This window comes from Streptomyces sp. NBC_00568 (assembly GCF_026341855.1).
Taxonomy (GTDB): Bacteria; Actinomycetota; Actinomycetes; order Streptomycetales; family Streptomycetaceae; genus Streptomyces.
In genome coordinates, this window is the sequence record NZ_JAPENW010000001.1 from 7,135,644 (window position 1) to 7,160,674 (window position 25,031).

The following is a 25,031-nucleotide window of genomic DNA, read 5'->3' on the forward strand; positions in this document are numbered from 1 at the left end:
ACAGACCACCCGGTTTAGTTTCTAGGGTTCTCCGCGAGGTCCTGCCCGCGGGAAATGGAGCAGTTTGCTCCGAATCGGCGCCCGCCCGGCACCCCGGACCGCCGGGCGCCGCCCGTGAGCTGGGGCGTCGGGTTCCGGCCGCCGCGCCCCGGGCGGGGGCGAGCGGATCTCGAGCGGCACCACAGCGTCTCTCCAGTGCCCTGGCCGACGGTGACATGACGGCCCGCCAGGCCCGCCGGGGGAGAGGGGTGATCGATGAGCAGCGGGGACACGGTGCTGCGTGTCGAGCGCGGACAGGCCGACGAGGCGGAACTCGCCGCCCTGACCGCGGTGCTGCTCGCGGTCCTCGGCGCGCGCGGACGGGCCGCCGGACAGCCGGACGGACCGGACGGACCGGCCGGCGGACAGGAGGACGGGCGGTGGGGCGGGGAGCCGGCCGGCGGGTGGGCCGGGGCGGGTTCGTCCCGGTGGCCGGGGCCGGGAGGTTTCGTGCCGGCGGGCAGCTGGGCCGGCGGCGCCTCGAGCGGTTCTTGAGTAGAACAACTTTAAACCGCTTCAGCGGTTTGTTAATGTCCACGTACGGACCCGGGGCGGGACCTCCTCGGCCTTGTCCCAGGAGGGGACCTGACATGACGACGACTGCCCCCCAGCGGCCCGGGCCGCACGGCACCGCCACGCGCGGGCGCGTGGCGGAACTCCACGCGATCCGCGCGCAGGCCCTGCAGGGCCCCGGCGAGGAGGCGACCGCGGCGCAGCACGCCAAGGGCAAGCTGACCGCCCGCGAACGCATCGCCCTGCTGCTGGATCCGGACTCGTTCACCGAGGTCGGGCAGCTGCGCCGGCACCGGGCGACCGGGTTCGGCCTGGAGACCAACAAGCCCTACACCGACGGCGTCGTCACCGGCTGGGGCCTGGTCGAGGGCCGCACCGTCTTCGTGTACGCGCACGACTTCCGTATCTTCGGCGGCGCGCTGGGCGAGGCCCACGCGCAGAAGATCCACAAGATCATGGACATGGCCGTCGCGGCCGGCGCGCCGCTGGTGTCGCTGAACGACGGCGCGGGCGCCCGGATCCAGGAAGGCGTCTGCGCGCTGGCCGGCTACGGCGGCATCTTCCAGCGCAACACCCGCGCCTCGGGCGTCATCCCGCAGATCTCGGTGATGCTCGGCCCGTGCGCGGGCGGCGCGGCCTACAGCCCCGCGCTGACCGACTTCGTGTTCATGGTCCGCGACACCTCGCAGATGTTCATCACCGGCCCGGACGTGGTCAAGGCGGTCACCGGCGAGGAGATCACCCACAACGCCCTGGGCGGCGCCGACGTCCACGCGCAGACCTCCGGGGTGTGCCACTTCGCCTACGACGACGAGCAGACCTGCCTCGCGGAGGTCCGCTACCTCCTCTCCATGCTCCCGCAGAACAACCGCCAGAGCCCGCCGCGCACCGCGTGCACCGACCCGGCCGGCCGGCGCAGCGAGGTGCTGCTGGACCTGGTCCCGGCCGACGGCAGCCGCCCCTACGACATGACCGAGGTGATCGCCGAACTCGTCGACGACGGCGACTTCCTGGAGGTCCACGAGCACTGGGCCCGCAACATCATCTGCGCGCTGGCCCGCCTGGACGGCCAGGCCGTCGCCATCGTCGCCAACCAGCCCCGGCACCTCGCCGGGGTGCTGGACATCGCGGCCTCCGAGAAGGCCGCCCGGTTCGTCCAGACCTGCGACGCCTTCAACATCCCCCTGCTCACCCTCCTGGACGTGCCGGGCTTCCTCCCGGGCGTGGGCCAGGAACACGGCGGCATCATCCGCCACGGCGCGAAACTGCTCTACGCGTACTGCAACGCCACCGTGCCGCGGATCTCGCTCGTCCTGCGCAAGGCCTACGGAGGCGCCTACATCGTCATGGACTCCCAGTCCACCGGCGCCGACCTCACCTACGCCTGGCCCGCCAACGAGATCGCCGTGATGGGCGCCGAGGGCGCCGCGAATGTCATCTTCCGCCGCCGGATCGCCGGGGCCGCCGATCCCGAGGCCATGCGCGCCCGCATGGTCAAGGAGTACAAGGCCGAGCTGATGCACCCCTACTACGCGGCCGAACGCGGCCTGGTCGACGACGTCATCGACCCCGCCCAGACCCGCGAGGTGCTGATCGAATCGCTCGCGATGCTGCGCACCAAGCACGCCGACCTGCCCTCCCGCAAGCACGGCAACCCGCCGCAGTAACGGAGCACCACGATGGCCAAACAGGAACGCGCGCTGCGCACGCGCGAGGCGCTGATCAACTCCGCCGCCGCGGTCTTCGACCGCGAGGGCTACCGCACCGCTTCGCTCACCGCGATCAGCGGCCGGGCCGGCGTGAGCAACGGAGCGCTGCACTTCCACTTCGCCAGCAAGGCCGCCCTCGCCGAAGCCGTCGAGGAGGCCGCCGCGCACCGGCTGACCCGCATCACCGTGCACGGCGAACAGCGGCCCGGCCAGGCCCTGCAGTGCCTGGTCGACGCCACCCACCACCTGGCCGGCACCCTCCACGACGACGCCGTCCTGCGCGCCGGGTTCGCCCTGGGCACCGAACACCTCTACACCGGCGAACGGGACCTGCGCCTGCAGTGGAAGCACTGGGTCGAGTCGACCCTCAAACGCGCCGACGGCGAGGGCGAACTCGCCGACACGGTGGTGCCGCGCGACGCGGCGGTCGCCGTCGTCGCGGCGACCGTGGGCTTCGAGGTACTGGGAGCACAGGACGCCGAATGGCTCTCCTACCGCACCCTCACCCGGTTCTGGCGGCTCCTGCTGCCACGCCTGGCCGCACCCGCCGCCCTGGGACACCTCCAGGCGGCAGGCACCCCGGCAGACCCCCCACACCAGGACCCGCCCCCCGGCAACACCCCCGGCCCCCCACACCCCCGCCCCGAACCCTGACCACCCCAACCACCGCACCGTCCCAACCACCGAACGAGCCGCGCCGAACGAGCCGCGCCGAACGGGCGGGGCCGTACGGGCGCGGCCCCGGATACCGCGTCCGGGGGCGGGGGTTGGTGCGGCGCAGTGCGGCGCGGGGCGGGCGTTGAAGGCGCGCACCGCACCCCGCCGGCACCCGGGGACGGACGCGCCCGCCCCGCCCCGCGCCGCAGCACCGGACCGCCAACTGCGTTGCGCGGCGACACGGTCCGGGGCACCCCTGCGGCGACCGCGGCGCCGCACGCGCAGTCACCCCGGCCCCGGCACGCCGTACGCCCCTGCCGTCCCGGCCCGGCAGCGCCTGCCCGCTGCCGTCCCGGGCCCCAGCGGCAGGCAGTACGTCCTGCGCCCCGCCGTGCGGTGTGCACGCCCACGTGTCGCCGTCCCGGCCCCGCAGTACGCCCTGCGCGCTGCGCCCCCGCCGTGCGGTGTACGTGCCGGTGCTCCGGGCCCCGGCACGCCGTAGCCCTGCCGTCCCGGGCGCCCGCGGCGCCGTACGCCCGCCCTGCGCCCCGCCGGCACGCTGTACGTGCCGGCGCTGAGAGCCTGCTGTGCCGCCCTTGCCCGACCGCCACGGGGCGCACAACCCGGCCCGGGGAGGGGCGAGTTCACCGGGTTCCTCCGAGGATGCCTCGGCCTTCGGGCCGGGGTGGGGGTACCTCCCGCTTGCGCGGGAGAATCGGACTCCTGCGGAGCAGGGCAGGGAACGGGATGTCGCCCCAAGGACGGAACACCGTACGCCTGAGTGGGTAGGCTGCACGCCGTGCGGTGCGAGAACCAAGCGCGCACACCGTGCTGATCGAGAGCCAAGACAGCACATGCGCCTCCGAGCTTCAGTATCAAACCGGGCTGGTTTCAACCCGGCTGGTGTTGATCGCGGAAGACCTGTCGGGTCGCTGACCCGCAGGCAGCGTGAGCCAGGAATCCCTGCTTCAGGTGGGGGAGGATTCAAGGCGGTGCAGCTCTCCGGGCGGGCAGGGCAACGGCCAACGGCCCGAAGAACAGGCCGGATCCGCCCGGGCCGCCTCACGTAGGCAGGCGGCGAAGGCGGCTGCCGGGAGGCTGGCTGGCAGAGGGTTTCCCGGCGGGCGGGACTGAGGCTCATGACTCCGGCGGACAACGCGGACACCGTCCGCCTGCGGGCGTTCGCCGAAGGAGACCTCCCCTTCCGGCCGCCTGTGTACGGATCCAGGATCCCGATGCGTTCGGAGAGTTCGAGTGGCCCGGATCCGTGATCCGCGGGCACGGCGCAAGCGGTGGGAGAGCGGCGGGTTCATGTGTGCCGACTCCGCGGGGGTCGCCATCGTGCGCGCCGACGGCACGGTCGTCGGTATCGCCACCTGGAAGCCCCGCGGCTTCCGGCCGGGTGTCACCTGTCACGCCCGTATCAGGGGCGAGGCGAGGGTGACGGGTGCCCGGCAGGACTCGGCGCTCTTGTCGCAGGCGGGCGGCTCGCAGCACGGGGCTGTGACGGGCCCTCGGCAGGGTCATTGCTGCGGGTGCAGACCGCCCAGCTCCGCCGCCCTCTGCAGCGCCGGCACGAACTCCGGGTTCGCCTTCAGGACGAGGACCGCCACGGGCCTGGCGTCGTGCCGCACCAGGTCGAACCGGTGGAAGGTGAGCAGCGGCGACAGGTTGGACATGTGCTTCAACTCGGCGATCCGGTCCCACGGCACGGCGTGCTTCACCTGGCCGAACAGGCCGGTGACGACGAGGCCACCGGTGTGGATGCGGCACACGCGCACTCCGTGCCGCGCGGACACCCGGCCCCACACGGCCCGCAGCCCGACCAGACCCAGGATCACGGCGGCCGAGATCAGGCCCTTGGAGAGCGCGCCGTCGGGCCTTTTGATGATCAGGAATCCCAGAAAAATGAGACAGAAGAGCACGACGAACCGCCGGAACATCTGCAGAATCCCCCCGGTGACGCCCGCTATCGGGTAACTCCCGCGTCTCTCACCGAGCTCCGCTCCACTCCCGCCACGCCGCACGACCCCGCCCCCCTTTTTTTTGCCACCGGCCCTGACCCGACCGGACGGGACAACTATCGGCGCGCCCCCTTCGCCCTGACAAGACAGCACCCGGCGGCTGGACACCGAGCCGGGCCACCAGGGCGGCACACTGAACAGACCATCCGGTCTGATTCGAGAGGGATTCCGGCGCCACCCGCGGCCGTCCTCCCCGCCCGCTCCGGCGCGACACGACCGGCGGCGCAGCCCGGGGATCCCCGGGGGCGGAACCCGCGGGACCGGGGCACCGGCCGGGCGGTGCCCCGCACCCCGCACCGGAAGCGAAGATTGCACACGGGAAGAACGCCTGAGGGGGTGCGCGTTTCCCTGTCCGGCGTGACGGCCCGTGAGTGCGGCCGGTCCGGCTGCCGGCGCGGCGCCCCGCACCCCCTCGCGGCCGTGCGCCGGTGCCCCCGGAGCCCCTCGGCCGCCTGCCCGTGTCGGCCCGCTGTGCTGGCAAGTTGAGTGTGCGGTCGGCCTGTGCTGCGGGGCCGGCGGCGGGCCGGGCGGGGGCGGGGTGCGGGTGCTGCCGGGGGCGGGCGGCCTGCCCGTGCCGCTCCGGTGCCACGCTCCGGCGTGCGGCGCCGGAGCGTGAAGAAGTGTGTCGCGAACGCAATCTGCGGTGGGTGGTGGCCGGGTGCGGGGGAGGGGTGCGGGCGGGGTGCGGCGGGCGCATCCGGCGTGAGGGCGGGGGGTCTTGGGGAAAAGATGACTGCCCGCCCGGATTGACAAACCGTCTATGCTGTTTTTTTATCGGGGGTGGGACAGATGCCGCAGCACGCCCGCTCCGGTGCCGGCGCGCTGACCCCGTTGCACGCGCTGACCTGCCTGCATCCAACAGGGGAGAAACGATGGACATCGAAGTACTGGGCCCGCTGTCGGTGCGGGAGCACGGCATCCCCATCGCGCCGACCGCGCCCAAGCCCCGGCAGGTGCTGGCTCTGCTCGCGCTCAACGCGGACCACGTCGTCCCGGTGTCCACGCTGATAGAGGAGCTGTGGGACGAGAACCCGCCCCGCAGCGCCCGCACCACGCTGCAGACCTACATCCTGCAGCTGCGCGAACTCATCGGCGCGGCACTGCTGCGCGGCGGCGGCGAAGGGACCAGGGCCAAGGACATCCTGGTCACCCTGCCGGGCGGCTACCGGCTGGAGACCCGCGGCGGCACCCTGGACTTCCAGGAGCTGGAACGGCGCGCGGGGGCCGGCTACCGGGCCATGGACGCGGAGGACTACGCCGGTGCCGCCAAACGGCTGCGCGAGGCACTGTCGCTGTGGACCGGCACCGCGCTCGCCGACGTCCAGGCCGGCAGCCAGATCACCCTGGAGGTGAGCCGGCTGGAGGAGACCCGGCTGTGCGCCCTGGACCAGCGCATCGAGGCCGACCTGCGGCTCGGCAACCACCGCGGACTGCTGTCCGAACTGACCGTGCTGGTCAGCCGGTACCCGATGCACGAGAGCCTGCACGGCCAGTTCATGCTCGCCCTGTACCGCTCGGGCCGCCGCGGTGAGGCCCTCAACGCCTACCAGCGCCTGCGCACCACGCTGGTGCGGGAACTGGGCCTGGAGCCGTCCACGGCGCTCGGCAGGCTCCAGCGGTCCATCCTCATGGCCCACCCCGAGCCCACCCTCACGGCCGGACCGGAGAACCCGGCCGCACGCCTCGTCGGCCGGATGGCCTGACCGTCCCGGCACCCCGTCCCGGCACCCCGTCCCGGCACCCCGTCCCGGCACCCCGTCCCGGCACCCCGTCCCGGCACCCCGTCCCGGCACCCCGTCCCGGCACCCCGGGCCCGCCCGCACGGCCGGCTGCGGCCGGTGCCGCGTCCCAGCGGCCCCTCCCTCCCGATGACCCCCCGTCCGGGAGGGAGGGGTCACCCATGCCCGCGGCCCGGAATTTCGTCCGCACCCGCACGCGGTGGTTCCACGCCATCCCCGACGTCCCGTCAGAACGCGGAAGGGCCAAAGGCGGGAGGAACACGGCGTCCCAGCCGGCCCGGGGCACGAGGCAGGTCGCTCGGCGCTCCGCGAGGAGGCTGCCGGGCAGGCCTCCCGCACGCTCGGGATCCGAGCCCGTCCCGCCTTCGCCGTGGGCCGCAGGAGCACAGGTGCCGGCACCCGCCGGCGCAGCCCAGCGCGCGCTCCTCACCGGACCGGAGGCCACAGGCCGGACGAGCACCGCGTGCTGCACGAACCTCCGGTACGCGCCGCTCGTCTGCGGCCATCGCCCCGGCACCGCCGGCCCAGGCACCCGTACCGCACCCCGGCCGGCACCATGATCTGCACCCTCCCCCCACCGTCCTGCCTGCACAACCGCTGTCACGCAGGGCCCGGCCTCACATAGAATCCTGCCCGCTTCCCCCACCCGCCGGCCGTAACGTCCCGTCACCCCAGGGGGAACGACATGCCCACTCGGCGCCGCATCGCCGCCCTCTGCACGGCCCTTCTGACGCTCGCCGGATGCGGCAACCCGCAAGGCGGGCACCAGAATGCCTCCCGTGGGGCCGGCACGAGTGACCACCGCACCGCAGCCGCCTGGCGCTACGACTACACCGGGAAGAACACCAACGCCGCCTTCGCCGACATCGCCGCCGCCTCCGCCGACGATGCCTGGGCCATCGGCAAGAGTCCCGTCACCGGGTGGGTGGACATCCATGAGACTCTCCTTTTCCACTACGACGGAAAGACATGGCGCCCCTACGGCCTTCCGCCCCCGCTGCGCCACCTCGATGACCTCTCGTCCGTCCGGCTCGACGCCGCCGGGCCGCGCGACGTGTGGCTCTTCGCGGGCGTCACGACGAACCCCGGCAGTGGCCGAACGCCACTCGCCGCCCACTGGGACGGAACGGCGTGGCAGGCCGTGGACCTTCCCCGGGGCTTCCCCGAAGTCGTGAGAGACGTCGCCGTCTTCGGCCCCGGGGACGTCTGGGCCGTAGACGGTTCGGACACCGCCTGGCACTGGGACGGGCGGCACTGGCAGCTCTTCCGGCTGCCCGGGACGGCGCAGGCCCTGGGAGGGGCTTCGGGGCGGGACCTGTGGGCCGTGGGGTTCAGCCTGACGCGAGAGCAGGTTGCGCGCCCTGCGGCCATGCACTGGGACGGCCGCACCTGGACGAAGGCGGCCACGCCCTCCATACCGCCGGGATCCAAGGACGATCCGCATGACGGCGAACTCACCCGCGTCGTCGCCCTGTCGGCCCACGACGTGCGCGCCTTCGGCACCGTATCCAGCGAAGGCGGAGACAGCGACGCGTACTCCGCCGGGCTCGCACTGCGCTGGGACGGCACCCGGTGGAGCGAGGACGACGGGGCGCCGTGGGTGACCGGCGACGCCGGCAACGCCATCATGCTCACTCCCAAGCGCTATATGACACTGTCCGGCGAGGAAGAGCGGATCACCCAGCCGCCCTGCCTCGCCGGCCGGCCGGGCAGGCTCGGTGAGGGCGGCTGCCGGCAGAAGCTCCAGCTCCAGGACTACGCCGCAGTCCCGGGAACCCGGCAGGTCTGGGGCGTGGGCTCCGTCAGAGGCGGCGCGTTCCCTTCCCGCCCCGTCATCGTCCGCTTCACCACAGCCCCTTGACCTGGGACGTCGGGACATCGGGATATCGGGACATCCGCGGGATCGCCGCCACACAGAGCTTCTCGGGCCCCACCCCGCGACGTGGCCCGGCAGCGCCCGAACGCCGATCCGGCCAGGACCTGCCTCCCTCCGGCCGGACACCGCCCGCAGGACACCGGCCGGCCCCGACGATTTCGGAGCTGAGCGACACGGCCCCGCCCCCGCCGCCGCGTTGACCGGCGTCCGGGACCCTGAGCCCGCGAACACCAGCCGGCCGGCCGCCATCGCACCCGTGCCGAAGGCGAGCGCCGGCAGCCCCCAGCCCCAGAGGCGAGGACGCAGGACCGCCGGCCGGGCCCCGGGAAGCATCCCGCCCCCGGACGAGTGCCGCCAGGGCCGCCGCGGCGATGAACAACGCCGGCAGAGCCATGGGTGTCGCGAGATGGATGACCACGATGGCCTCCGTCAGTGCGCGGTGTCGCGGAGGCAGAGGGCGGCGAGCCGCGGGAGCCGGCGGTGCATCTCCTGGGTGTCGTCGAAGTCGAAGTCCTCACCCATGTCGTTGCTGTCTAGTGCGGGACGCTCGCGCGAGGCCGTGTATGCGGCCCACGCCTCGTAGAAGTCCTCCTCGTCGCCGGTGACGCGCCCGAATGCGCCGCTGGCCGCGTAGTTGGCCTCTTCGTCGAAGAGCGCTTCGTCGCGGTGCGCCTGTGCGGCGGCGATCACTGACGGGTGCTCAGCGAGTCCGTCCGGAGCGGCTGCCGCCTTGTCGTACCAGTCGCGGCCCAGGGCGATGAGGCCGGCGCGGAAGTCCATGAAGCTGTCGTCCGAGCAGCCTCCGCCGATGAGGTAGGCGGCGGCCCACACGTCCCATCGGTACACAGCACCACTCGCCTCGTCGAAGCGCTCCTGGTAGCCCAGGATGTCTTGCTTGGTGCGGGTGGCCAGCTCATCCACCAGCGCTTCGGCGAACGGCTTGTCCGCCGTGGTGGCTGAGCGAGCGGCTTCGACGGTGGTCCAGAACTCAGAGGTGTCCATGGCCGGGCACTGTGCCACCCCGGTAGGACAACAGCTCCTCGGAGCGGATCGCCCCGGCCGCGACGGCGGGGAAACGAGGACTGTCAGGGGCTCCGCCTATGGTTTCGCCATGGCAGTACCCGAGACCGTTCTGATCGCCCACGAGCCCGACTGCCGCACCGAGACCATCGGGCGGTATGCGGGAGGCCAGTTCCTCGCTTCAGTCACCTACGCCTTCCCGCAGGGGTTCCGCCTCGGCGACGAGGGGGAACACCACAAGCGCCTCTATGCCGTGCTCCACCGGTTCGACTCCCAGGGGCGGCACCTCCACTCGGACATCTGGTGCGCCGGAACATGGGCCGAGCAACAGCGGCGTCCGCACGGCAACGACTCTGTGCGGGCCCGGGCAAGGACACGGCTGGCACAGCTGCTCGATCGCCTACCCCGGCTCACGTACGGGGACATCGCGATCCGCCCCTTCCAGCTGACCATGGACGGCGTGATCTTCGGTCTGATCCCCGAACGCCACGCAGAGAGCGAAGGGGAAGACGACTGGGCCGAGCTCTACCCGGACCGCCTCGGGTTTTCCGCTCCCTGGGACGGTCACTACGACACGTGAGCGCCAGGCACTGCTGACCTCGAGGCCACGAAGCCCAAGTTGATCAAAGTCCCCGCCGGGGAGGGTCTGGTGCGGTGCTCGATGTCGCGGCAGACACGAGGTTGGCGTTGGCCGCATGGCTCAGGGCTCCACGGGACCGGGCTGGGCTCGGGACGGCGGCCCATTTCTCGCCGTATGCCGACTACTCCGTGGGGTCCTGCTCGATGCGCCGTGCCGCACGCTTGACCGCCTGCTCGACGTCGTACCGGCTCGCCCCGCTTTCCGTCGCGTGCGCGGCGATCGCGGCCTGCACCGCGGCAGACGCCTCGCGCCACGCCTTCCACTGCGCGTCGTACTCCTCGCCGGCGAGTCCGGCGACGCGGGCGCGCTCCTGCTCGGCAGTCCGTTCGAGGTTGATCAGTTCATCCGGGATGTCCACGGCCGGAGTGTAGGCCGGGCATGGGGCAGCACCCGGCCGGGCGCGCGGGCCGAGGACCGGAGTGGCGGGGTGGCGGGGCCCTCAGGGACCTCGGCTTCTGCAAGGTCTGAACCGGCCCCCCGCCCGGAGCCACCGAAACCGGCACGCAGGATCTCCCGCGTGGTCCGGGCCTGGAAGGACACGAACCCGCGGCCCCGCTCGTCGCGGACAGGATCCGGGGCCGTGCCCGCACTGGGTGAAGGAGCTTGCGTGCGGGTTCGTGGGACGTGGACGGTGCTCAGCCGGGGCGGTGTCACAGGACGGCCACCGGGCTCGACCGTGCCGGTCGTGACGTGAACCGGCAGGACAGCCGGGCCTCTTGACGCGACGTCCCCTCCTTCCCGCCCTGCCCCGCCACTTGCCCTGCCCGCCACTTGCCCTGCCCGGACTTGCCCTGCCTGGACTGCCGTGACCGGACTTGCCGTGGTCGGTGAACGCCGCCGCCGCGTTCGCCGACCCGGTGGAGTACGCCTCCTTCTGCCGGCCTGCCGGCCTGCCGGCCCGCTGGCACCGGTCCGCAGCCGCGCGGCGTAGCCCGCGGCCGCACCCGCAGGACCCGGCCGGCTGCCGGTTACTGGCCCGCCGCCCGCTGGGCGACCAGCTGGTCGAAGCGGCGCATCAGGGCGTGCTGTTCCGCGGAGAGCGATTCGATGCGGTGCTGCAGCCGGGCCAGTTCCCCGCTCAGGCTCAGGACCGTCGCGTCGGGTCCGGCGGTCCCGGCCGGCAGCGGGGGCAGGGCCGGCAGCGGCATCGGGTGCACCGACGCCATGTGCCCGTGTCCGGCCGGCCGGGGCGGTGCCAGGTCCGGGTCGTGCCGCAGGATCGCGTCCAGCCGCTCGCGCAGGGCGGCCCCCGGCTCCACGCCCAGCTCACGCACCAGGCGCCGGCGTGCCCTGTCGTACACGCCCAGCGCCTCCGCCTGGCGTCCGCACCGGTACAGGGCCACCATCAGCAGGTCGTGGAACCGCTCCCGCATCGGGTGATCGGCCGTCAGTTCCTCCAGCTCGCCGATGATCTCGTCGTGCCGGGCCGCCCGCAGACACGCGTCGTAGAGCGTCTCCAGAACGGTGAGCCGCTGCTCCTCCAGCCGCGCCGCCTCGGCCGCGCAGATGCCGCCCCGGGCGCTGCCCTCCAGCGCGGGCCCCCGCCACAACGCCAGCGCTGCGCGCAGCAGTTCGGCCGCATGCCGCGGATCGGTGGCGGCGGCGGCCCGGCCCCGGGCGGCCAGTTCCCTGAACCGCTGCGCGTCGCTCGCACCCGGGCCCGGGCGCAGGAGGTAGCCGGGCGGGCGCGTCACGAGCCACTCCCGGTGCCGCCCCACCGCCCCCACTCCCACCCCCGCCCCCGGCCTGGGTCCGGGTCCGGGCTCCGGCTCGGGTCCGGGTTCGGGTACGAGCCGGCGCAGCCGGGCCACATGGGCCTGCAGCGCGTTCGCCGCGTTGGCGGGCGGACGGTGCCCCCACAGTTCGTCGATCAGATGACGGACGGGCACGACGTGCCCGGATCTGGCGACGAGCGCGCCCAGCAGGGCGCGTTGCTTGGTGCCCGCCGGAAGGATCCTCAGACCGGTTCGCTCGTCCTGGATCTCCACGGGACCGAGAATGCGGAACTGCATCTCTTCCTCGTATCTTCCTCGCGGCTGCCAAACCGGCCCGGTGACGGCACGCCGCGCACGGTGCCCGCTCCTCAACCGGTACGGGCCGACCGCCACTCGACCGGACGGGCCTTCGCCGGCCGGACGCGGCCGGGCACATCCCCGGCCCGCGCCCTTGGGCCTCTCACGCCGCGGCCGTCGCCGCCACCGCCGGACCGCCACCACGGCCACCACGGCCACCTCCGGCACCCGCAGCACCGGCAGCAGCACGGGCACCGGCGCCGGCGCCGGTCGGGGCGGGAGCGGGGGAGTGGGTGAAGGCGGGGGCGACCTCGGCGGCGAACAGCTCCATCGCGCGCACGGCGCGCCCGTAGGGCAGATGCCCCGGGTTGAACTGCAGACTCAGACAGCTGCCGGAGCCGTACCAGGCGTGGATCGTCTCGATCTGCGCGCGCACGTCGTCGGGCGTGCCGGCCAGGACCTGGTGGCCGGCCAGCGCCCGGTCGAAGTCGTAACCGCCGCCGTAGTCGTAACCGTCACCGAAGTCGTATCCGCCGTCGTAGTCGTAGTCGTAGTCGTGTGCCGTGGCGCCGGCGGCTCCGGGCAGCGGGCGCCGCACGTCCGCACGGAAGGCCCCCGTGCCCGCGCCGGCGCCGGCGGTCAGCCGTGCGCGGTGGTCCTCGCCGGCACGGGCGGCCGCCAGGGTCACTTCCCGGTCCGTGCCGAGGTAACAGGTGTAGGCGATCTGGACGCGGCCCTCGCCCCGGTGGCCCGCGGCCCGCCGCGCCGCGCGGTAGGCCCCGGTCAGCCTCTGCGCCTGCCGGCGGCCGCCCGGGACGGGGGAGAGCTGCAGATGATGGCCCCGGGCGCCCGCCCGGGCACACGCCCCGGCGCTTGCCGCTCCTTCGACGAACACCGGCGGATGCGGGCGCTGGTAGGGCAGGGGGAAGCCGGTCACCGGGCCGAAGCGGTGCACGTCGCCCTCGAAGCGGACCTCCTCGCCGCTCCACAGCGCGATGCACGCCTCGGCGGTCTCCTCCACGGGGGCTGCGCTGTCCTTGCCCGGCACGCCGAACAGCCCGGACCGCGGAGTGCCGTGAGCGAAACCGGCGTCGAGACGGCCGTGCGAGAGGTTGTCGAGCAGGGCCAGGCGCGCGGCGATCTGCACCGGGTGCGCGAACGGGGAGACGGCCGCGCCGGCCACCAGCCGGATGCGGCGGGTCTGCGCGGCCGCCGCCGTCAGGAACACCACCGGGTCGGGGCTGTAGCCGCCGCACGCGGAGCCGTAGTGCTCGCCGGTCCGGACGTGGGCGAAACCCAGTTCCTCGGCGAGCTCGACCAGCTGAAGACTCTCGTCGTAATAGGTGCTCGCGCTCTTCCGTGCCGGGTCGACGGCCGGGAAAAAGTTCACACCGAATTCCATGAGGGGCTCCGTCCCGTGATCCGTTTCCGGCCTGCCGGAAAAACCTGAAAAGACTCCTCGGTCACCGGACCATAGACGCAGCGGGGCGGCCGCGGGAAAAACACGAGCGTCTCTCGAGGAACCGTGTGCGCAGCCTCGAGGAAACCCTCCTGGGCAACCATGCGCACAGCCCCGGAGAAACCTCTCCCGAAGGGCCGGACGCTCCGCAGCTCCGCACACGGACAGGGCAGGTCGAGAGCGGGGCGGGGCGGGGCGGGGCGCGGTGGTGCCGGGCGGGCCGCACCCACCGCCGCCCGCCGGCCCGCCGCTCCGGTGTGGTCAGCCGCCGGCGGCGGACGGCCGTGAGAGGGCCGTCAGCTGGCCGTCAGTTGGCCGTCAGTTCGGGAAAGCCCACCTCGGTCCCGCGCCGGTGCCACGCGGCGAGCAGCCGCAGCGCACCGGCCGCGTCCGGCCCGCGGCCGGCCGCCTCCCCCGCACCGCCCGGGGACCCGGACGGCTCCGTCCCTGTGGCGCGGGCGGCCAGCTGCCGCAGCAGCTGCCGGGTCAGGGGATCCGCGCCCGTCGGCACAGCACGCTGCGCACGGCTATCCATGGAAGAGAAGCTAATGGCGCCCCGAATTTTCCGGAAGACCCTGCCGGACACCGTGCGGAAAGGGTCAGTGCGATGTCAGCGCCTTGTCAGGAACGGATGTGTGGAGAACTGCTCGAAGGCGTCTGGAGGATGACGCCGCGAAAGACTGAGAGAGGCTACGGTTCGTCTCGTCCCCGGCTGGTGAGGAAAAGACAGGAATTATCTGAGCGGCGCAAAATCGACGCCCAATTGGATACCGGTACGGAGGAGACCATGAAGATTCAGGTTCTGGGTCCGTTGAGTGCCGCCGTCAACGGGATGTCGATCGTTCCGACGGCGGGCAAGCCCCGGCAGATCCTCGCACTGCTCGCGCTCTACCCGGGACGGGTCGTGCCCGTACCCACGCTCATGGAGGAGATCTGGGGAACCGAACTGCCGCAGAGCGCGCTCACCACCCTGCAGACCTACATCCTCCAGCTGCGCCGCAGGCTGGGCACCGCCATGGGACCCGGCGCACCCGGCGCCGCCAAGGACGTGCTGGCCACCCGGCACGGCGGCTACCTGCTGCAGATACCCTCCGAAGCCGTCGACGTACGCGAGTACGAGCGGCTGGTGACCCAGGGACAGCAGGCCTGCGACGAGGACGAACAGGCGGCCGCCGCCTACCGGGCGGCCCTGGACCTGTGGCAGGGCCCCGCACTGGTCGACGTACGCGTCGGCCCCATCCTGTCCATCGAGGTCATGCGGCTGGAGGAGAGCCGCCTGGTCACCCGTGAACGCCGCATCGACGCCGACCTGCGCCTGGGCCGGCACGTCGAGGTCATCGCCGAACTCACCGACCTGATCGCCCGTCACCCGCAGCACGAGGGACTGCACTCCCAGGCCATGGTCGCGCTCTACCGCTCCGGCCGGCAGGCCGCCGCACTCGGCGTCTACCACCGGCTGCGCAGCCGGCTCATCGAGGAACTCGGCGTCGAACCCGCACCGCAGCTGCAGCGCCTGCACCACGCGATGCTCGCCGTCGACCCCAAGCTCGACATCCTGCGCGGGCCGCGCCGCTCCTCCACGTTCGACCTGTACGCCGCCTGACCCGACGTCCGGTTCAAGCCGTTCTCCAGAGGGGTCGGCGAGGCTCGGCCCATGGACGTAAGGCTGTACTGCTTCGCGCACGCCGGCGCCGGGGTGTCGAGCTTCGGCCGCTGGCAGCAACTCTGCGGCCCCGGCATCGACGTCGTCCCGCTGCTGCTGCCGGGGCGCGGCAGACGGCGCCGCGAACCCCGGGCGACTGACCGCGACGGGCTGCTGGACGATCTGCTCGGCCCGCTCGCCGACGCCGCCGACCAGGGCCCGTACGCGCTCTACGGGCACAGCCTCGGCGGCATGGTCGCCTACACCCTCACCCGTGCCCTGCTCGACGCCGGCCTGCCCGCACCCGCCCTGCTGGCCGTCGGGGCCTGCCCCGCCCCGCACCTCGCCGCCGCCCGCACCACCACGCCCGGCCAGACCAGCGACGGTGACCTGCTGAGCCTGCTCGGCACGCTGGACGGCGCCCCGGACACACCGCTCACCGGGCCGGGCAGCGTCTGGCACCGCACCGTCCTGCCCGTGCTGCGCGACGACCTCGAACTGGCCCGCGCGCTGCGCACCGCCGCCGTCGACGACGGGGCGGGCCCCCTGCCGGTGCCCGTGCTCGCCGTCGGCGGGCGCGCGGACCCCGTGGCCGGCCCCGCCGCCCTGGACGGCTGGCAGCGGTGGACCACCGGCCGCCTCGTGCGCCGCACACTGCCGGGCGACCACTTCTTCGTCCGCGGCCCCGAACTGCCCCGCCTCATCGGGCGCGCCTGCCGCGTGGCACACCGCATCACACCCACACCCGCACCAACACGTACACCCGCACCGACACCCGCACCGACACCCGCACTCTCACTGGAACTCCGGCCGGCCGTAGAACCCCTGCCGGCCGCGGGACACCGGTGAGGGCGCCGGCGACACGGCCCGACCCCGCCTGACCCCGCCTGACCCCGCCCGGCCCCGGCCGTCCGGCCGTCCTGGCCCGCCCAACTGCCCCCCGCCCAACTGCCCCCCGTCCACCGCCCGCTGACCCGCCCGCACAACCGAACGGAGAGATCATGAACCGCCTTGAGCTCAGCGACCTGAAGACCCTGCTGCGCGAGTGCGCCGGCGAGGAGGAGGGCGTCGACCTGGACGGCGACGTCATCGACGTCCCGTTCATGGAACTCGGCTACGACTCGCTGGCCATCCTGCAGACCGCCGGTTACATCGAGCGGGACCACGGCATCACCCTGGACGAGGACGCACTCGAGGAGGCCGACACACCACGCGCCTTCCTCGCCCTCGTCAACGGCGCCCTGTCCGCCGCCCGGGCCGTCGCCTGAACCACGACCGGGCAGGCCGGACCGACCCGGGCAGGCCGGGCAGGGCCGGGTGCAGGATGACCGGGCCGGGCCGGGTGACCTGCCCGGCCGGGCCGGGTACGCGGGGCCACAACGCCTGGGCACAACGCCCGGGCACAGCGCCCCCGTTCGAGCCCGCGCCCGAGCCCGCGTCCATGTCCGCGCCCGGGCCCGCGGGCCCGGGCCCGAGCCCGCGCAGTGCCTGAGCAGTGCCTGAGCAGTGCCTGAGCCCGTGTTGGTGCGCGGCGCCGGACCGGGCCCGGCTGCCTCCGGCGGTCTCCCGGCGCCCGCCGCTGTCGCTGCCGTTGTCCTCAGCCCTCGGCGCGGGAACGCCAGCGGATGTCCAGTTCCCGGACCAGGGCCAGTTCCAGTGACGTCAGCGGAACATCCGGGCGCAGCCGCTCGGGGTGGCCCTGGGGCGGTCGCGCCAGCGGCACCTTCGGGGTGCGGGCCCGGTGCATCTCACCCAGCACGTGGTGCAGTCCCGCAGCGGCAACTGCGGGCCAGACCCGCCGCAGCAGACGGGACGGCCATCGGCGGCGCTCGCTCATCCTGGCTCCCCTTTTCCCCGGTGGACCGGTCGTGCCCGCAACGCTCTTAGGAAACGGTCGACAACCGGTCGACAACCGGTCGAGAGCCGCTCGCGCGGCGGGTTCGGCCGCTGTCCACCGCGCCGCGAGGCGGACTTGGCAGGCTCGCCGGACCGAGAACTGCGTGAGGAGACCGGCGTGCGCCCCAGCCCCCCAGTCCGCACCCCGGTGACCGTGCCCGCTCCGGCCGGCCGCGTCACCGAGATCGCGATAGGCGTGCACGCCTATCTCCAGCCGCCCGGCGGCTGGTGCCTGAACAACGCGGGCATCCTCGTCTCCGGCGGCCAGAGCGCCCTCGTCGACACCGCCGCGACCGAGACCCGGGCCCGCAGCCTGCGGGCCGCCGCACTGGAACTGAACCCGGCGCCGCCGCGCACCGTGGTCACCACGCACTTCCACGGCGACCACGCCTTCGGCAACTTCGTCTTCCCCGAGGCCCTTGTGATCGGCCACGAGCGCACCCGCACGGAGATGACGGCGGCCGGACTGCACCTCAAGAGCCTGTGGCCCCACGTGCGGTGGGGCGACATCGAACTCGCGCCGCCCACCGTGACCTACCGCGACCGCCTCACCCTCCACGTCGGTGAGATCCGCGCCGAACTGGATCACGTCGGGCCCGCCCACACCTCCAACGACACGGTGGTCTGGCTGCCCGCGCAGAAGGTCCTGTTCACCGGCGATCTCGCCATGAACGGAGTGACCCCCTTCTTCCTGATGGGCTCCCTCGCCGGATCCCTGGCCGCGATCGAGCGGCTGCGCGCGTACGGCGCCACCACCGTCGTACCCGGTCACGGAGCGGTGTGCGGACCCGAGGTGTTCGACGCCGTCGAGGGCTACCTGCTCCTGGTGCGCCGGCTCGCGCAGGAGGGCGTACGGGCCGGCCGGACCCCGCTTCAGACGGCACGCGGCGCACACCTGGGACGCTACGCGCACCTCCTGGACCCGGAGCGGCTGTCCGCCAACCTCAGCCGCGCCTACGCCGAACTCCAGGGCCTGCCCGCCGACGCCCCGCTGCCCCTGCCCCAGAAGCACGCCGCACTCGATGAGATGACCGAGTTCAACGGCGGACCGCTCTGCTGCCTGGCCTGACCGGACACACCCCCGGCCCGGACCCGGCCCGCCCCGAGCCGCTCTGAAGGCCGGCTCGAGCGACCCCGCGGGCCGCCCCGAGCAGCCCTGCGCAGACACCACACACCAACACCACCACGCCCGCGCCGCCCATGTCCGCGTGCCGCACATGTCCGTGCCGCACGCGTCCGTGCCGCACGCGTCCGTGCCGCACATGTCCGTGCCGCACATGTCCGTGCCGCACATGTCCGCGCCGCACGCGTCAGTGCGTCCAGGCATGTCTTCGCGCATGTCTGCGCACCGGCAGGTCCGCGCCCGCCCGCGCACTCCCGGTGCGCCATGCAGACGCTGCCGGGCAGCCGAGGCGACCGCCGTCCCGCAGCGCGCACCCCGGAGCGCCGTCCGGACACTCCACCACCTCGAACCCACCCGCGCCGCCCGCTCGCCTCGCCCTCTCTCGGCTCGTGCCTTGCCCTCTGCGCCCTGCGCTGTCCGGCGGCCCGGCGGCCGCGCAGGCCGGTCCGACGAAGCCGGTGTCCCCGTGAAGCCGGCGTCCTTCGTGAAGGCGGCGTCCTCGGCGAAGGCGTCGGCCGCCTGCCCCGCCCATCACCGCGCCGGCGCGGCCCGGCACGGCCCGGCGCGGCCCGGCGCGGTGACGGGGCCGTATCCGGTGCGCGGGAGCTGCCGCACCCGGGTGTGCGTGCCGCCGTATCCGCGCGGACCGGGGCGGTGAACTCGGAGGCGTACGGGGCCGGTTCACCGCGCGTGCACGGGCTGAGTCCACGGCACCGCACCCCGGGTCGCGCGCCGTGCCGCGCCGTGCCGCGCGGTGCCGGGGCGGCGGTCGGCTGTGCCGGTTCTCCTCGTGTTCTGCGGCCGCGGTCGAGCGGGTTTCGAACATCTCTCGAGTTCCGGCCCTGAGCGTGGGGCGTACCACCACGCCAAGCCGGCCCGTCGACGCGCCGGAGCCGACCCGTCGCAGAGGGGGCCGCACACCGTGCCGCACTTCACGTGCCCGCAACTGCCGTGGGACGGACTCCTGCGCCGCGCCGCCGCGCGCGCCCCGCACGCGCCCGCCCTCACGACCGGGCGGGGGACGGTCACCTTCGGGCAGCTCGACGCCCACGCCGACCGGATCGCCCGGTTCCTCGCCGCCCGTGCGGCGGGCCGCGGGCCGGTCGTGGTCGGTGTGGCGGCCAGCCTCGACGCGCTCTTCCCCGCCGCCGTCTACGGCACCAGCCGCAGCGGCAACACCGTCGCCCTGATCAATCCGCTGGCCGACGAGAGCACCCTGCACCACCTGTGCACCGCCGCCGGCGTCGAGATCGCCCTGGTCCCGGCCGCCGTCGCCGAGCCGCTGGCGCGGATCCGCGGCCGGCTGCCCCTGCTGCACACCGTCCTGGTCACCGACGCCGACGCCGGCGGGGCCGTCCCCGAAGGCGCCCTCGCGCTGCACACCGTCCTGGACACCGTGTCCGGCGGACCGTACGCGAGCGCCGCCCCGGACCTGTCCGCCGTGGCCTGCCTGCAGTTCACCACCGGGACCACCAGACGTCCCAGGGGAGTACGGCTCACCCACCGCAACCTTGTCGCCAACGCCGCCCAGACCGCCCTGGCCCAGGGCCTGGGGCCCGGCTCGGTCACCCTCAACCACCTGCCGCTGTTCCATCTGATGCATCTCAACTCCGCGGTGTACGCGGGGGCTTCGCAGGTTCTGTGCCACGACCCGGACCCGGTGGCCTCGCTCGCGCTGGCCGCCCGGGCGGGTGCCACCCACTACTACGGGCTGCCCGCCCGGCTGCACCGGCTCGCCGCCGATGCGCGGCTGGACACGGCCCGGGAGGGAATCCCGGCCGGCCCGCGGCTGACCGCGCTCATGTCCGGCGGCACCGCGCTGGCCCCCGAGGCCGCCCGCCGGCTGCGCCGGGCGCTCGGCGTCCCCGTGATCCAGGGCTACGGCCTGGCCGAACTCTCCCCGCTGTCCCATATGCAGCGCCCCCACGACCCCGTGCTGCCCGGCGCGGTCGGCCCGCCCCTGCCCGGCACCCGATGCCGTGTCGTGGACCTCCGCTCCCGTGCCGCGGTCCCGGCCGGGACCGCGGGGGAGGTGCAGGTGCGCGGACCCCAGGTGATGGCCGGCTACCTGGACGACGGCGAACCGTCCCCGATCGACGCGCAGGGCTGGCTGTCCACCGGTGACGTCGGCCTGCTCGACGACGACGGCCGCCTCTTCCTGGTGGACCGGATCGACGACGTCTTCACCTGCGACAGCCAACTCGTCTCACCCACCGGCGTCGAACGCGTCATCGCCGAGGACCCCAGGGTCGCCGACTGCGCCGTCGTGGCCTGGCCGGACGCGGAACACGGCGCCGTCGTATGGGCGGGCATCGTCCTGTGCGGGCCGCCCGGAGCCGCCCGGCACACCGCGCGCACGCTGGAGGCGATCGTCCGGGACGCCAATGGGCGGCTGGCCCCCAGCGAGCGGATCCACCGGGCCCAGGCCCTGGACACCGTGCCCCGCACCCGTACCGGAAAACCCGAACGGCAGGCGCTGCGGGAGTCCGTACGCGCCCGCGCCGCCGCCGAAGCCGGCGCCTGAACCCCGGCCCGGCAGCATCCCGCCCGGCATCCCGCCCGGCATCCCGCCCGGCATCCCGCCCGGCATCCCGGCCGGCATCCCGGCCGGCGCCCGGGCCGCCCGTCCGACAGGAGACCCCTCATGACGACCTCTGTGCACAAGCCGCCCCCCGGTTTCGACGTGCTGGTCGTCGGGGCCGGGCCGGTCGGTCTGACCGCCGCCCATGAACTGGCCCGCAGGGGCCTGCGGGTGCGTGTCGTCGACGCCGCGCCCGGACCCGCCCGCACCAGCCGCGCCGTCGCCGTCCACCCGCGCACCCTGGAGACCTTCGACCAGATGGGAACGGCCGAGGGCATGCTCCGCCACGGCCGCCGCAACCGGGCCTTCACCATGTACGCCACCGGCCGGCGCCTGGTCCGTCTCGAGGCCGACTACGCCTCGATGCCCACCCGCTACCCCTACACCCTCATCATCGAGCAGACCCGCACCGAGGGCGTGCTGCGCGACGCCGTCGCCCGGCTCGGCGTGCGGGTCGAATGGGGCGTGCGTCTGGCGGGGTTCGAGCAGGACGCGACGGGCGTACGGGCACGGCTGGTCCACACCGACAGCACCCCCACCCCCACCCCCACCCCCACCCCCACCCGCACCCGCACCCGCGACAGCGCCGGCGCCGCGGAACGCGAGGGGCGGGCAGAGCGGGAAGAGCCGCAGGAACGCGAGGGGCCCCAGGGGCGGGAAGAGGGCGAGGCGTGCGCGGGGCGGGGGGAGTGGGAGGAGGTCTGCGCGGTGCCCTGGCTGGTGGGCTGCGACGGCGGCCACAGCACCGTCCGCAAGACCCTCGGCCTGCCGCTGGTCGGCGAGAGCCGCGACACCTGGATGCTCGCCGACGCCCCCGTCCGCATGGACCTGGCGCCCGACACCATCTACTGGGTCCACACCGGCGGCCAGGCCCTGATGATGGTCCCCTACGCCCGCGAGGGCCACTGGCGCCTGCTCGACACGGCCCCCCGAAGCCATGACGGGAGGGGGAGCGCCGAACGGTTCAGCGCCAGGCTCTCCCGCGGCCTGGGCACCGGTGTCCAGGTCGGCGAGCCGGAGTGGACGTCCGTGTTCACCTTCCAGCAGCGGATGGTCCCGCGGATGCACGAGGGCCGCGTGTTCGTAGCGGGCGACGCCGCCCATGTGCACAGCCCGGCGTCCGGGCAGGGCATGAACACCGGCATCCAGGAGGCGTACAACCTCGCCTGGAAACTCGCCGCCGTCCACCACGGGCACGCGCGGCGCCCGCTGCTCGAGTCCTACGGCCAGGAACGGGTCCCGGTCGGGCGGGCGCTGCTGGACTCGACGCGCACCGCCACCTGGCTGGTCCAGTTCAAGAACGCCCTGGCCGCGGTCGGGCTGCCGCTGGTCTTCGCGGTCGTGCGCAACGCGCCGTGGCTGCGCCGCGCCATCCAGCGCAAGGTGCTGGGCGGCATGTCGGGGCTGCGCCTGCACTACGCCGGATCGCCCCTCACCACGCCCGCCGCCACCTCCCGTGCCCGCCCGCGCCGCCGGCCGGTGCCCGCACCGGGCGAACGCGCCTCCGGCGCGGCCACCGCCGGCGACGCGCTGGTCCGCGAACTGCGCGACGTGCGCTGGTCCCTGCTCCTGGCCCACGACCACGGCAGCGGGAGTGACAGCGACCGCGACCACAGCAGCGGGGGCGGCAGCGACCGCGGCAATGCCAGCAACCACGGCAGCGACCCCGGTGGCAGTGGCAGTGGCAGTGGCACCGGCCGCGGCAGCGGGAGGGGGAGTGTTGCGCTGCGCACGGCCCGCGAGGCGGAGCGCCGCTACGGGGCCTGGCTGTCCGTGCGCCGCGTCGGCGGCCGTACGGGACGGACAGCGCTGCCCGACGCGGACGGCACCCTGCGTGCCGCGGACGGTGCCCTCCCCGACGCGGACGACACCCTGCGTACCGCGGACGGTGGCCTCCCCGATGTGGACGCCGCCTTGCCCAATGTGGACGGCACCCTGCCCGACGTGGACGGTGTCCTGCCCGATGCGGACGGTGCCCTGCGGGCCGCCCTGGGGCTGGAGGCCGAAGGGTCCTGGGTGCTGGTGCGGCCCGACGGCTACCTCGCCGCACGCGGCGAGACGCTGACCCCCGCGGCGCTGGAGCGGGCGCTCGCCCCGGTCCACCCCGTCGCCGCCCGGGATGCAGCGACTCTCGAGCGGCCCTCCGGCAGCCGTCGAGCCGTTCAGGACACGGTCGAGACGAACAGCCCAGCAGGCGCCATGGAAATGGAGAGAACACGATGACGTCATCCCCGCCCGCCCCCTCGCCCGCCCAGCCGGCCGCCCTGGTCACCGGCGCGACGAGCGGCATCGGGCTGGCCGTCGCCCGCGACCTGGGCCGCCGCGGCCACCGTGTCTTCATCTGCGCGCGCAACCCCGAGCAGGTCAAACAGGTCGTCGAGGACCTCCGCGAGGAGGGCCTGGACGTCGACGGCACCGCCGCCGACGTCCGCTCCGCCCCGTCCGTCGCCGCGCTCGTGCGGGCCGCGGTCGACGCCTTCGGCCCGATCGGCGTCCTGGTCAACAACGCCGGGCGCAGCGGCGGCGGACCGACCGCCGACCTCTCCGACGAACTCTGGTACGACGTCATCGACACCAACCTCAACAGCGTCTTCCTGCTCACCCGCGAGGTCCTCAAGAACGGCGGCCTGGCCGGCACCCGAGGCGGCCGCATCATCAACATCGCCTCCACCGCCGGCAAGCAGGGCGTCGTGCTCGGCGCCCCCTACTCCGCCTCCAAGCACGGCGTCGTCGGCTTCACCAAGGCACTCGGCAAGGAACTCGCCCCCACCGGCGTGACCGTCAACGCGGTCTGCCCCGGCTACGTCGAGACACCCATGGCCCAGCGGGTCCGCCAGGGCTACGCCGGCGCCTGGAACACCACCGAGGAACAGGTCCTGGAGCAGTTCGAGGCGAAGATCCCGCTCGGCCGCTACTCCACCCCCGAGGAGGTCGCCGGCCTCGTCGGCTACCTGACCACCGAGCACGCCGCGTCCATCACCGCCCAGGCCCTCAACGTCTGCGGCGGCCTGGGCAACTTCTGAGATCCGCCCGCACCGAACCGTCCGTGTGATCCCCAGAGCGAGGAGTGGGACATGTCCGCCGAGCGAGTGCACCGCACCACGCACCAGGTGATCGTCGCCGCGCCGGCGGGCGTGGCGTACGGGCTGATCTCCGACGCCCCCCGGTGGCCGCTGTTCCTGCCGCCCACCGTGCACGTGGAGCAGCTCGACTTCGACGGCGACCACGAGCGGCTGCGCATGTGGGCCACCGCCAACGGCCACGTCACGTCATGGACCTCACGCCGCACCCTGGACCCGCAGCGGCGGCGGATCACGTTCCGCCAGGAACTGCCCGCCGCCCCCCTGCAATCCATGACCGGCACCTGGACGGTCGAGGCGCTCGGCGCCGACCGTTCCCGGCTGACCCTGCAGCACGACTTCACGGTCACCGGCGGCCACCGTGAGGACGTGGCCTGGGTGCGGCGGGCCACCGACACCAACACCCGTACACAGCTGGAGAGCCTGCGCGCTCTCGCCGAGCGCTGGGGCCGCCTGGACGACCTGGTCCTGTCCTTCGAGGACACCGTCCGCGTGCCCGGACCGGCCGAACTGGTCTACGACTTCCTCTACCGGATCGGCGACTGGCCCGAGACGCTCCCGCACGTCACCCGCCTGGACTTCACCGAGGACGACCCCGGCATCCAGTCCCTGTCCATGGACACCCGCACACCGGACGGCCGCACCCACACCACCCGGTCCGTGCGGGTCTGCTTCCCGCACGCCGGACGCATCGTCTACAAGCAGACCGCCACCGCACCGCTGATCGCCGCGCACACCGGCGAATGGTCCGTCGTCCCCGACGAGAAGGGCGTCACGCTCATTGCGCAGCACCATGTCGTGCTGCGCGAGGAGGACATCACCACGGTGCTGGGCGAGCACGCGGACGTGGCCGGGGCCCGCCGCCATCTGCGCCAGGCCCTGGGCCGCACCAGCACAGCGGTCCTCGACCTGGCCGGCCGGCACGCCCGAAACGCGGTCACCCTCCTTTGAATCCTCCCCCAGCTGAAGCAGGGATTCCTGGCTCACGCTGCCTGCGGGTCAGCGACCCGACAGGTCTTCC

At 73.8% G+C, this 25,031-nt stretch carries 21 protein-coding genes; 14 read left to right on the plus strand and 7 right to left on the minus strand.

Annotated elements, in window-relative coordinates:
• Nucleotides 1-255 precede the first annotated feature (255 nt).
• The 3 genes from OOK38_RS31040 to OOK38_RS31050 all read left to right on the plus strand — a co-directional run bounded on the left by OOK38_RS31040 (nucleotide 256) and on the right by OOK38_RS31050 (nucleotide 2,915).
• Nucleotides 256-534, plus strand: coding sequence for an acyl-CoA carboxylase epsilon subunit (locus OOK38_RS31040; RefSeq protein ID WP_266849075.1), 279 nt, complete (start codon nucleotides 256-258; stop codon nucleotides 532-534).
• A gap of 95 nt (nucleotides 535-629) precedes the next feature.
• The gene (locus OOK38_RS31045) at nucleotides 630-2,219 is read left to right on the plus strand and encodes an acyl-CoA carboxylase subunit beta (RefSeq protein WP_266766300.1); all 1,590 of its coding nucleotides are present in this window, start codon (nucleotides 630-632) and stop codon (nucleotides 2,217-2,219) included.
• A 12-nt stretch (nucleotides 2,220-2,231) separates the two neighbouring features.
• On the plus strand, nucleotides 2,232-2,915 hold the full coding sequence (locus OOK38_RS31050; protein ID WP_266766299.1) for a ScbR family autoregulator-binding transcription factor: 684 nt from the start codon (nucleotides 2,232-2,234) through the stop codon (nucleotides 2,913-2,915).
• A gap of 1,526 nt (nucleotides 2,916-4,441) precedes the next feature.
• Here the strand turns inward: OOK38_RS31050 and OOK38_RS31055 are convergent.
• A complete protein-coding gene (locus OOK38_RS31055; RefSeq protein WP_266766298.1) occupies nucleotides 4,442-4,861 on the minus strand; it encodes a hypothetical protein in 420 nt (139 codons plus the stop codon).
• 953 nt (nucleotides 4,862-5,814) lie between these two features.
• On the opposite strand from OOK38_RS31055, the gene OOK38_RS31060 reads away from it, so the two are divergent.
• On the plus strand, nucleotides 5,815-6,645 hold the full coding sequence (locus tag OOK38_RS31060) for an AfsR/SARP family transcriptional regulator (RefSeq protein ID WP_266766297.1): 831 nt from the start codon (nucleotides 5,815-5,817) through the stop codon (nucleotides 6,643-6,645).
• Between the two features lie 721 nt (nucleotides 6,646-7,366).
• Nucleotides 7,367-8,542 (plus strand): hypothetical protein, encoded by a 1,176-nt coding sequence (locus OOK38_RS31065; RefSeq protein ID WP_266766296.1) that lies wholly within the window; start codon nucleotides 7,367-7,369, stop codon nucleotides 8,540-8,542.
• A 444-nt stretch (nucleotides 8,543-8,986) separates the two neighbouring features.
• Here the strand turns inward: OOK38_RS31065 and OOK38_RS31070 are convergent, their stop codons facing one another.
• Nucleotides 8,987-9,559, minus strand: coding sequence for a DUF4240 domain-containing protein (locus OOK38_RS31070; RefSeq protein ID WP_266766295.1), 573 nt, complete (start codon nucleotides 9,557-9,559; stop codon nucleotides 8,987-8,989).
• A 109-nt stretch (nucleotides 9,560-9,668) separates the two neighbouring features.
• Here OOK38_RS31070 and OOK38_RS31075 point away from each other — a divergent pair, with 109 nt between their 5' ends.
• Nucleotides 9,669-10,157 carry a hypothetical protein gene (locus OOK38_RS31075; RefSeq protein WP_266766294.1) on the plus strand — a complete coding sequence of 163 codons (489 nt, stop codon included), beginning with the start codon at nucleotides 9,669-9,671 and terminating at the stop codon, nucleotides 10,155-10,157.
• A 181-nt stretch (nucleotides 10,158-10,338) separates the two neighbouring features.
• On the opposite strand, the gene OOK38_RS31080 is transcribed toward OOK38_RS31075, so the two are convergent.
• The 4 genes from OOK38_RS31080 to OOK38_RS31095 form a co-directional block, all read right to left on the minus strand.
• Nucleotides 10,339-10,575 carry a hypothetical protein gene (locus OOK38_RS31080; RefSeq protein WP_266766293.1) on the minus strand — a complete coding sequence of 79 codons (237 nt, stop codon included), beginning with the start codon at nucleotides 10,573-10,575 and terminating at the stop codon, nucleotides 10,339-10,341.
• 610 nt (nucleotides 10,576-11,185) lie between these two features.
• Complete coding sequence (locus OOK38_RS31085) at nucleotides 11,186-12,229, minus strand: AfsR/SARP family transcriptional regulator (protein WP_266766292.1); 1,044 nt, start codon at nucleotides 12,227-12,229, stop codon at nucleotides 11,186-11,188.
• Nucleotides 12,230-12,392: 163 nt separating this feature from the next.
• Nucleotides 12,393-13,619 carry an LLM class flavin-dependent oxidoreductase gene (locus OOK38_RS31090; protein ID WP_266849077.1) on the minus strand — a complete coding sequence of 409 codons (1,227 nt, stop codon included), beginning with the start codon at nucleotides 13,617-13,619 and terminating at the stop codon, nucleotides 12,393-12,395.
• A gap of 376 nt (nucleotides 13,620-13,995) precedes the next feature.
• Nucleotides 13,996-14,223 carry a hypothetical protein gene (locus OOK38_RS31095; RefSeq protein WP_266766290.1) on the minus strand — a complete coding sequence of 76 codons (228 nt, stop codon included), beginning with the start codon at nucleotides 14,221-14,223 and terminating at the stop codon, nucleotides 13,996-13,998.
• Nucleotides 14,224-14,475: 252 nt separating this feature from the next.
• On the opposite strand from OOK38_RS31095, the gene OOK38_RS31100 reads away from it, so the two are divergent.
• From OOK38_RS31100 to OOK38_RS31110, 3 genes are all read left to right on the plus strand, one after another.
• The gene (locus OOK38_RS31100) at nucleotides 14,476-15,291 is read left to right on the plus strand and encodes an AfsR/SARP family transcriptional regulator (RefSeq protein ID WP_266766289.1); all 816 of its coding nucleotides are present in this window, start codon (nucleotides 14,476-14,478) and stop codon (nucleotides 15,289-15,291) included.
• Between the two features lie 51 nt (nucleotides 15,292-15,342).
• On the plus strand, nucleotides 15,343-16,179 hold the full coding sequence (locus OOK38_RS31105) for a thioesterase II family protein (protein ID WP_266766288.1): 837 nt from the start codon (nucleotides 15,343-15,345) through the stop codon (nucleotides 16,177-16,179).
• 152 nt (nucleotides 16,180-16,331) lie between these two features.
• The gene (locus tag OOK38_RS31110) at nucleotides 16,332-16,598 is read left to right on the plus strand and encodes an acyl carrier protein (RefSeq protein WP_266766287.1); all 267 of its coding nucleotides are present in this window, start codon (nucleotides 16,332-16,334) and stop codon (nucleotides 16,596-16,598) included.
• Between the two features lie 329 nt (nucleotides 16,599-16,927).
• Here OOK38_RS31110 and OOK38_RS31115 read toward each other — a convergent pair whose 3' ends face one another.
• The gene (locus OOK38_RS31115; RefSeq protein WP_266766286.1) at nucleotides 16,928-17,167 is read right to left on the minus strand and encodes a DUF6059 family protein; all 240 of its coding nucleotides are present in this window, start codon (nucleotides 17,165-17,167) and stop codon (nucleotides 16,928-16,930) included.
• 177 nt (nucleotides 17,168-17,344) lie between these two features.
• Here OOK38_RS31115 and OOK38_RS31120 point away from each other — a divergent pair, with 177 nt between their 5' ends.
• From OOK38_RS31120 to OOK38_RS31140, 5 genes are all read left to right on the plus strand, one after another.
• On the plus strand, nucleotides 17,345-18,295 hold the full coding sequence (locus OOK38_RS31120; protein ID WP_266766285.1) for an MBL fold metallo-hydrolase: 951 nt from the start codon (nucleotides 17,345-17,347) through the stop codon (nucleotides 18,293-18,295).
• A gap of 976 nt (nucleotides 18,296-19,271) precedes the next feature.
• The gene (locus OOK38_RS31125) at nucleotides 19,272-20,873 is read left to right on the plus strand and encodes a class I adenylate-forming enzyme family protein (RefSeq protein WP_266766284.1); all 1,602 of its coding nucleotides are present in this window, start codon (nucleotides 19,272-19,274) and stop codon (nucleotides 20,871-20,873) included.
• Between the two features lie 120 nt (nucleotides 20,874-20,993).
• Nucleotides 20,994-23,153 carry an FAD-dependent oxidoreductase gene (locus OOK38_RS31130; RefSeq protein ID WP_266766283.1) on the plus strand — a complete coding sequence of 720 codons (2,160 nt, stop codon included), beginning with the start codon at nucleotides 20,994-20,996 and terminating at the stop codon, nucleotides 23,151-23,153.
• Nucleotides 23,150-23,953 carry a 3-oxoacyl-ACP reductase FabG gene (gene fabG / locus OOK38_RS31135; RefSeq protein WP_266766282.1) on the plus strand — a complete coding sequence of 268 codons (804 nt, stop codon included), beginning with the start codon at nucleotides 23,150-23,152 and terminating at the stop codon, nucleotides 23,951-23,953. The genes OOK38_RS31130 and fabG overlap by 4 nt, the downstream gene beginning before the upstream one ends.
• A 51-nt stretch (nucleotides 23,954-24,004) precedes the next feature.
• A complete protein-coding gene (locus OOK38_RS31140) occupies nucleotides 24,005-24,961 on the plus strand; it encodes an aromatase/cyclase (RefSeq protein ID WP_266849078.1) in 957 nt (318 codons plus the stop codon).
• Nucleotides 24,962-25,031 lie beyond the last annotated feature (70 nt).

Coding starts and splice junctions, on each gene's coding strand:
- OOK38_RS31095 (WP_266766290.1), bottom strand. CDS start 14,223: ATGGATAGCCGTGCGCAGCGTGCTGTGCCGACGGGCGCGGATCCCCTG.
- OOK38_RS31085 (WP_266766292.1), bottom strand. CDS start 12,229: ATGCAGTTCCGCATTCTCGGTCCCGTGGAGATCCAGGACGAGCGAACC.
- OOK38_RS31110 (WP_266766287.1), top strand. CDS start 16,332: ATGAACCGCCTTGAGCTCAGCGACCTGAAGACCCTGCTGCGCGAGTGC.
- OOK38_RS31105 (WP_266766288.1), top strand. CDS start 15,343: ATGGACGTAAGGCTGTACTGCTTCGCGCACGCCGGCGCCGGGGTGTCG.
- OOK38_RS31070 (WP_266766295.1), bottom strand. CDS start 9,559: ATGGACACCTCTGAGTTCTGGACCACCGTCGAAGCCGCTCGCTCAGCC.
- OOK38_RS31075 (WP_266766294.1), top strand. CDS start 9,669: ATGGCAGTACCCGAGACCGTTCTGATCGCCCACGAGCCCGACTGCCGC.
- OOK38_RS31065 (WP_266766296.1), top strand. CDS start 7,367: ATGCCCACTCGGCGCCGCATCGCCGCCCTCTGCACGGCCCTTCTGACG.
- fabG (WP_266766282.1), top strand. CDS start 23,150: ATGACGTCATCCCCGCCCGCCCCCTCGCCCGCCCAGCCGGCCGCCCTG.
- OOK38_RS31140 (WP_266849078.1), top strand. CDS start 24,005: ATGTCCGCCGAGCGAGTGCACCGCACCACGCACCAGGTGATCGTCGCC.
- OOK38_RS31055 (WP_266766298.1), bottom strand. CDS start 4,861: ATGTTCCGGCGGTTCGTCGTGCTCTTCTGTCTCATTTTTCTGGGATTC.
- OOK38_RS31045 (WP_266766300.1), top strand. CDS start 630: ATGACGACGACTGCCCCCCAGCGGCCCGGGCCGCACGGCACCGCCACG.
- OOK38_RS31130 (WP_266766283.1), top strand. CDS start 20,994: ATGACGACCTCTGTGCACAAGCCGCCCCCCGGTTTCGACGTGCTGGTC.
- OOK38_RS31050 (WP_266766299.1), top strand. CDS start 2,232: ATGGCCAAACAGGAACGCGCGCTGCGCACGCGCGAGGCGCTGATCAAC.
- OOK38_RS31100 (WP_266766289.1), top strand. CDS start 14,476: ATGAAGATTCAGGTTCTGGGTCCGTTGAGTGCCGCCGTCAACGGGATG.
- OOK38_RS31115 (WP_266766286.1), bottom strand. CDS start 17,167: ATGAGCGAGCGCCGCCGATGGCCGTCCCGTCTGCTGCGGCGGGTCTGG.
- OOK38_RS31040 (WP_266849075.1), top strand. CDS start 256: ATGAGCAGCGGGGACACGGTGCTGCGTGTCGAGCGCGGACAGGCCGAC.
- OOK38_RS31060 (WP_266766297.1), top strand. CDS start 5,815: ATGGACATCGAAGTACTGGGCCCGCTGTCGGTGCGGGAGCACGGCATC.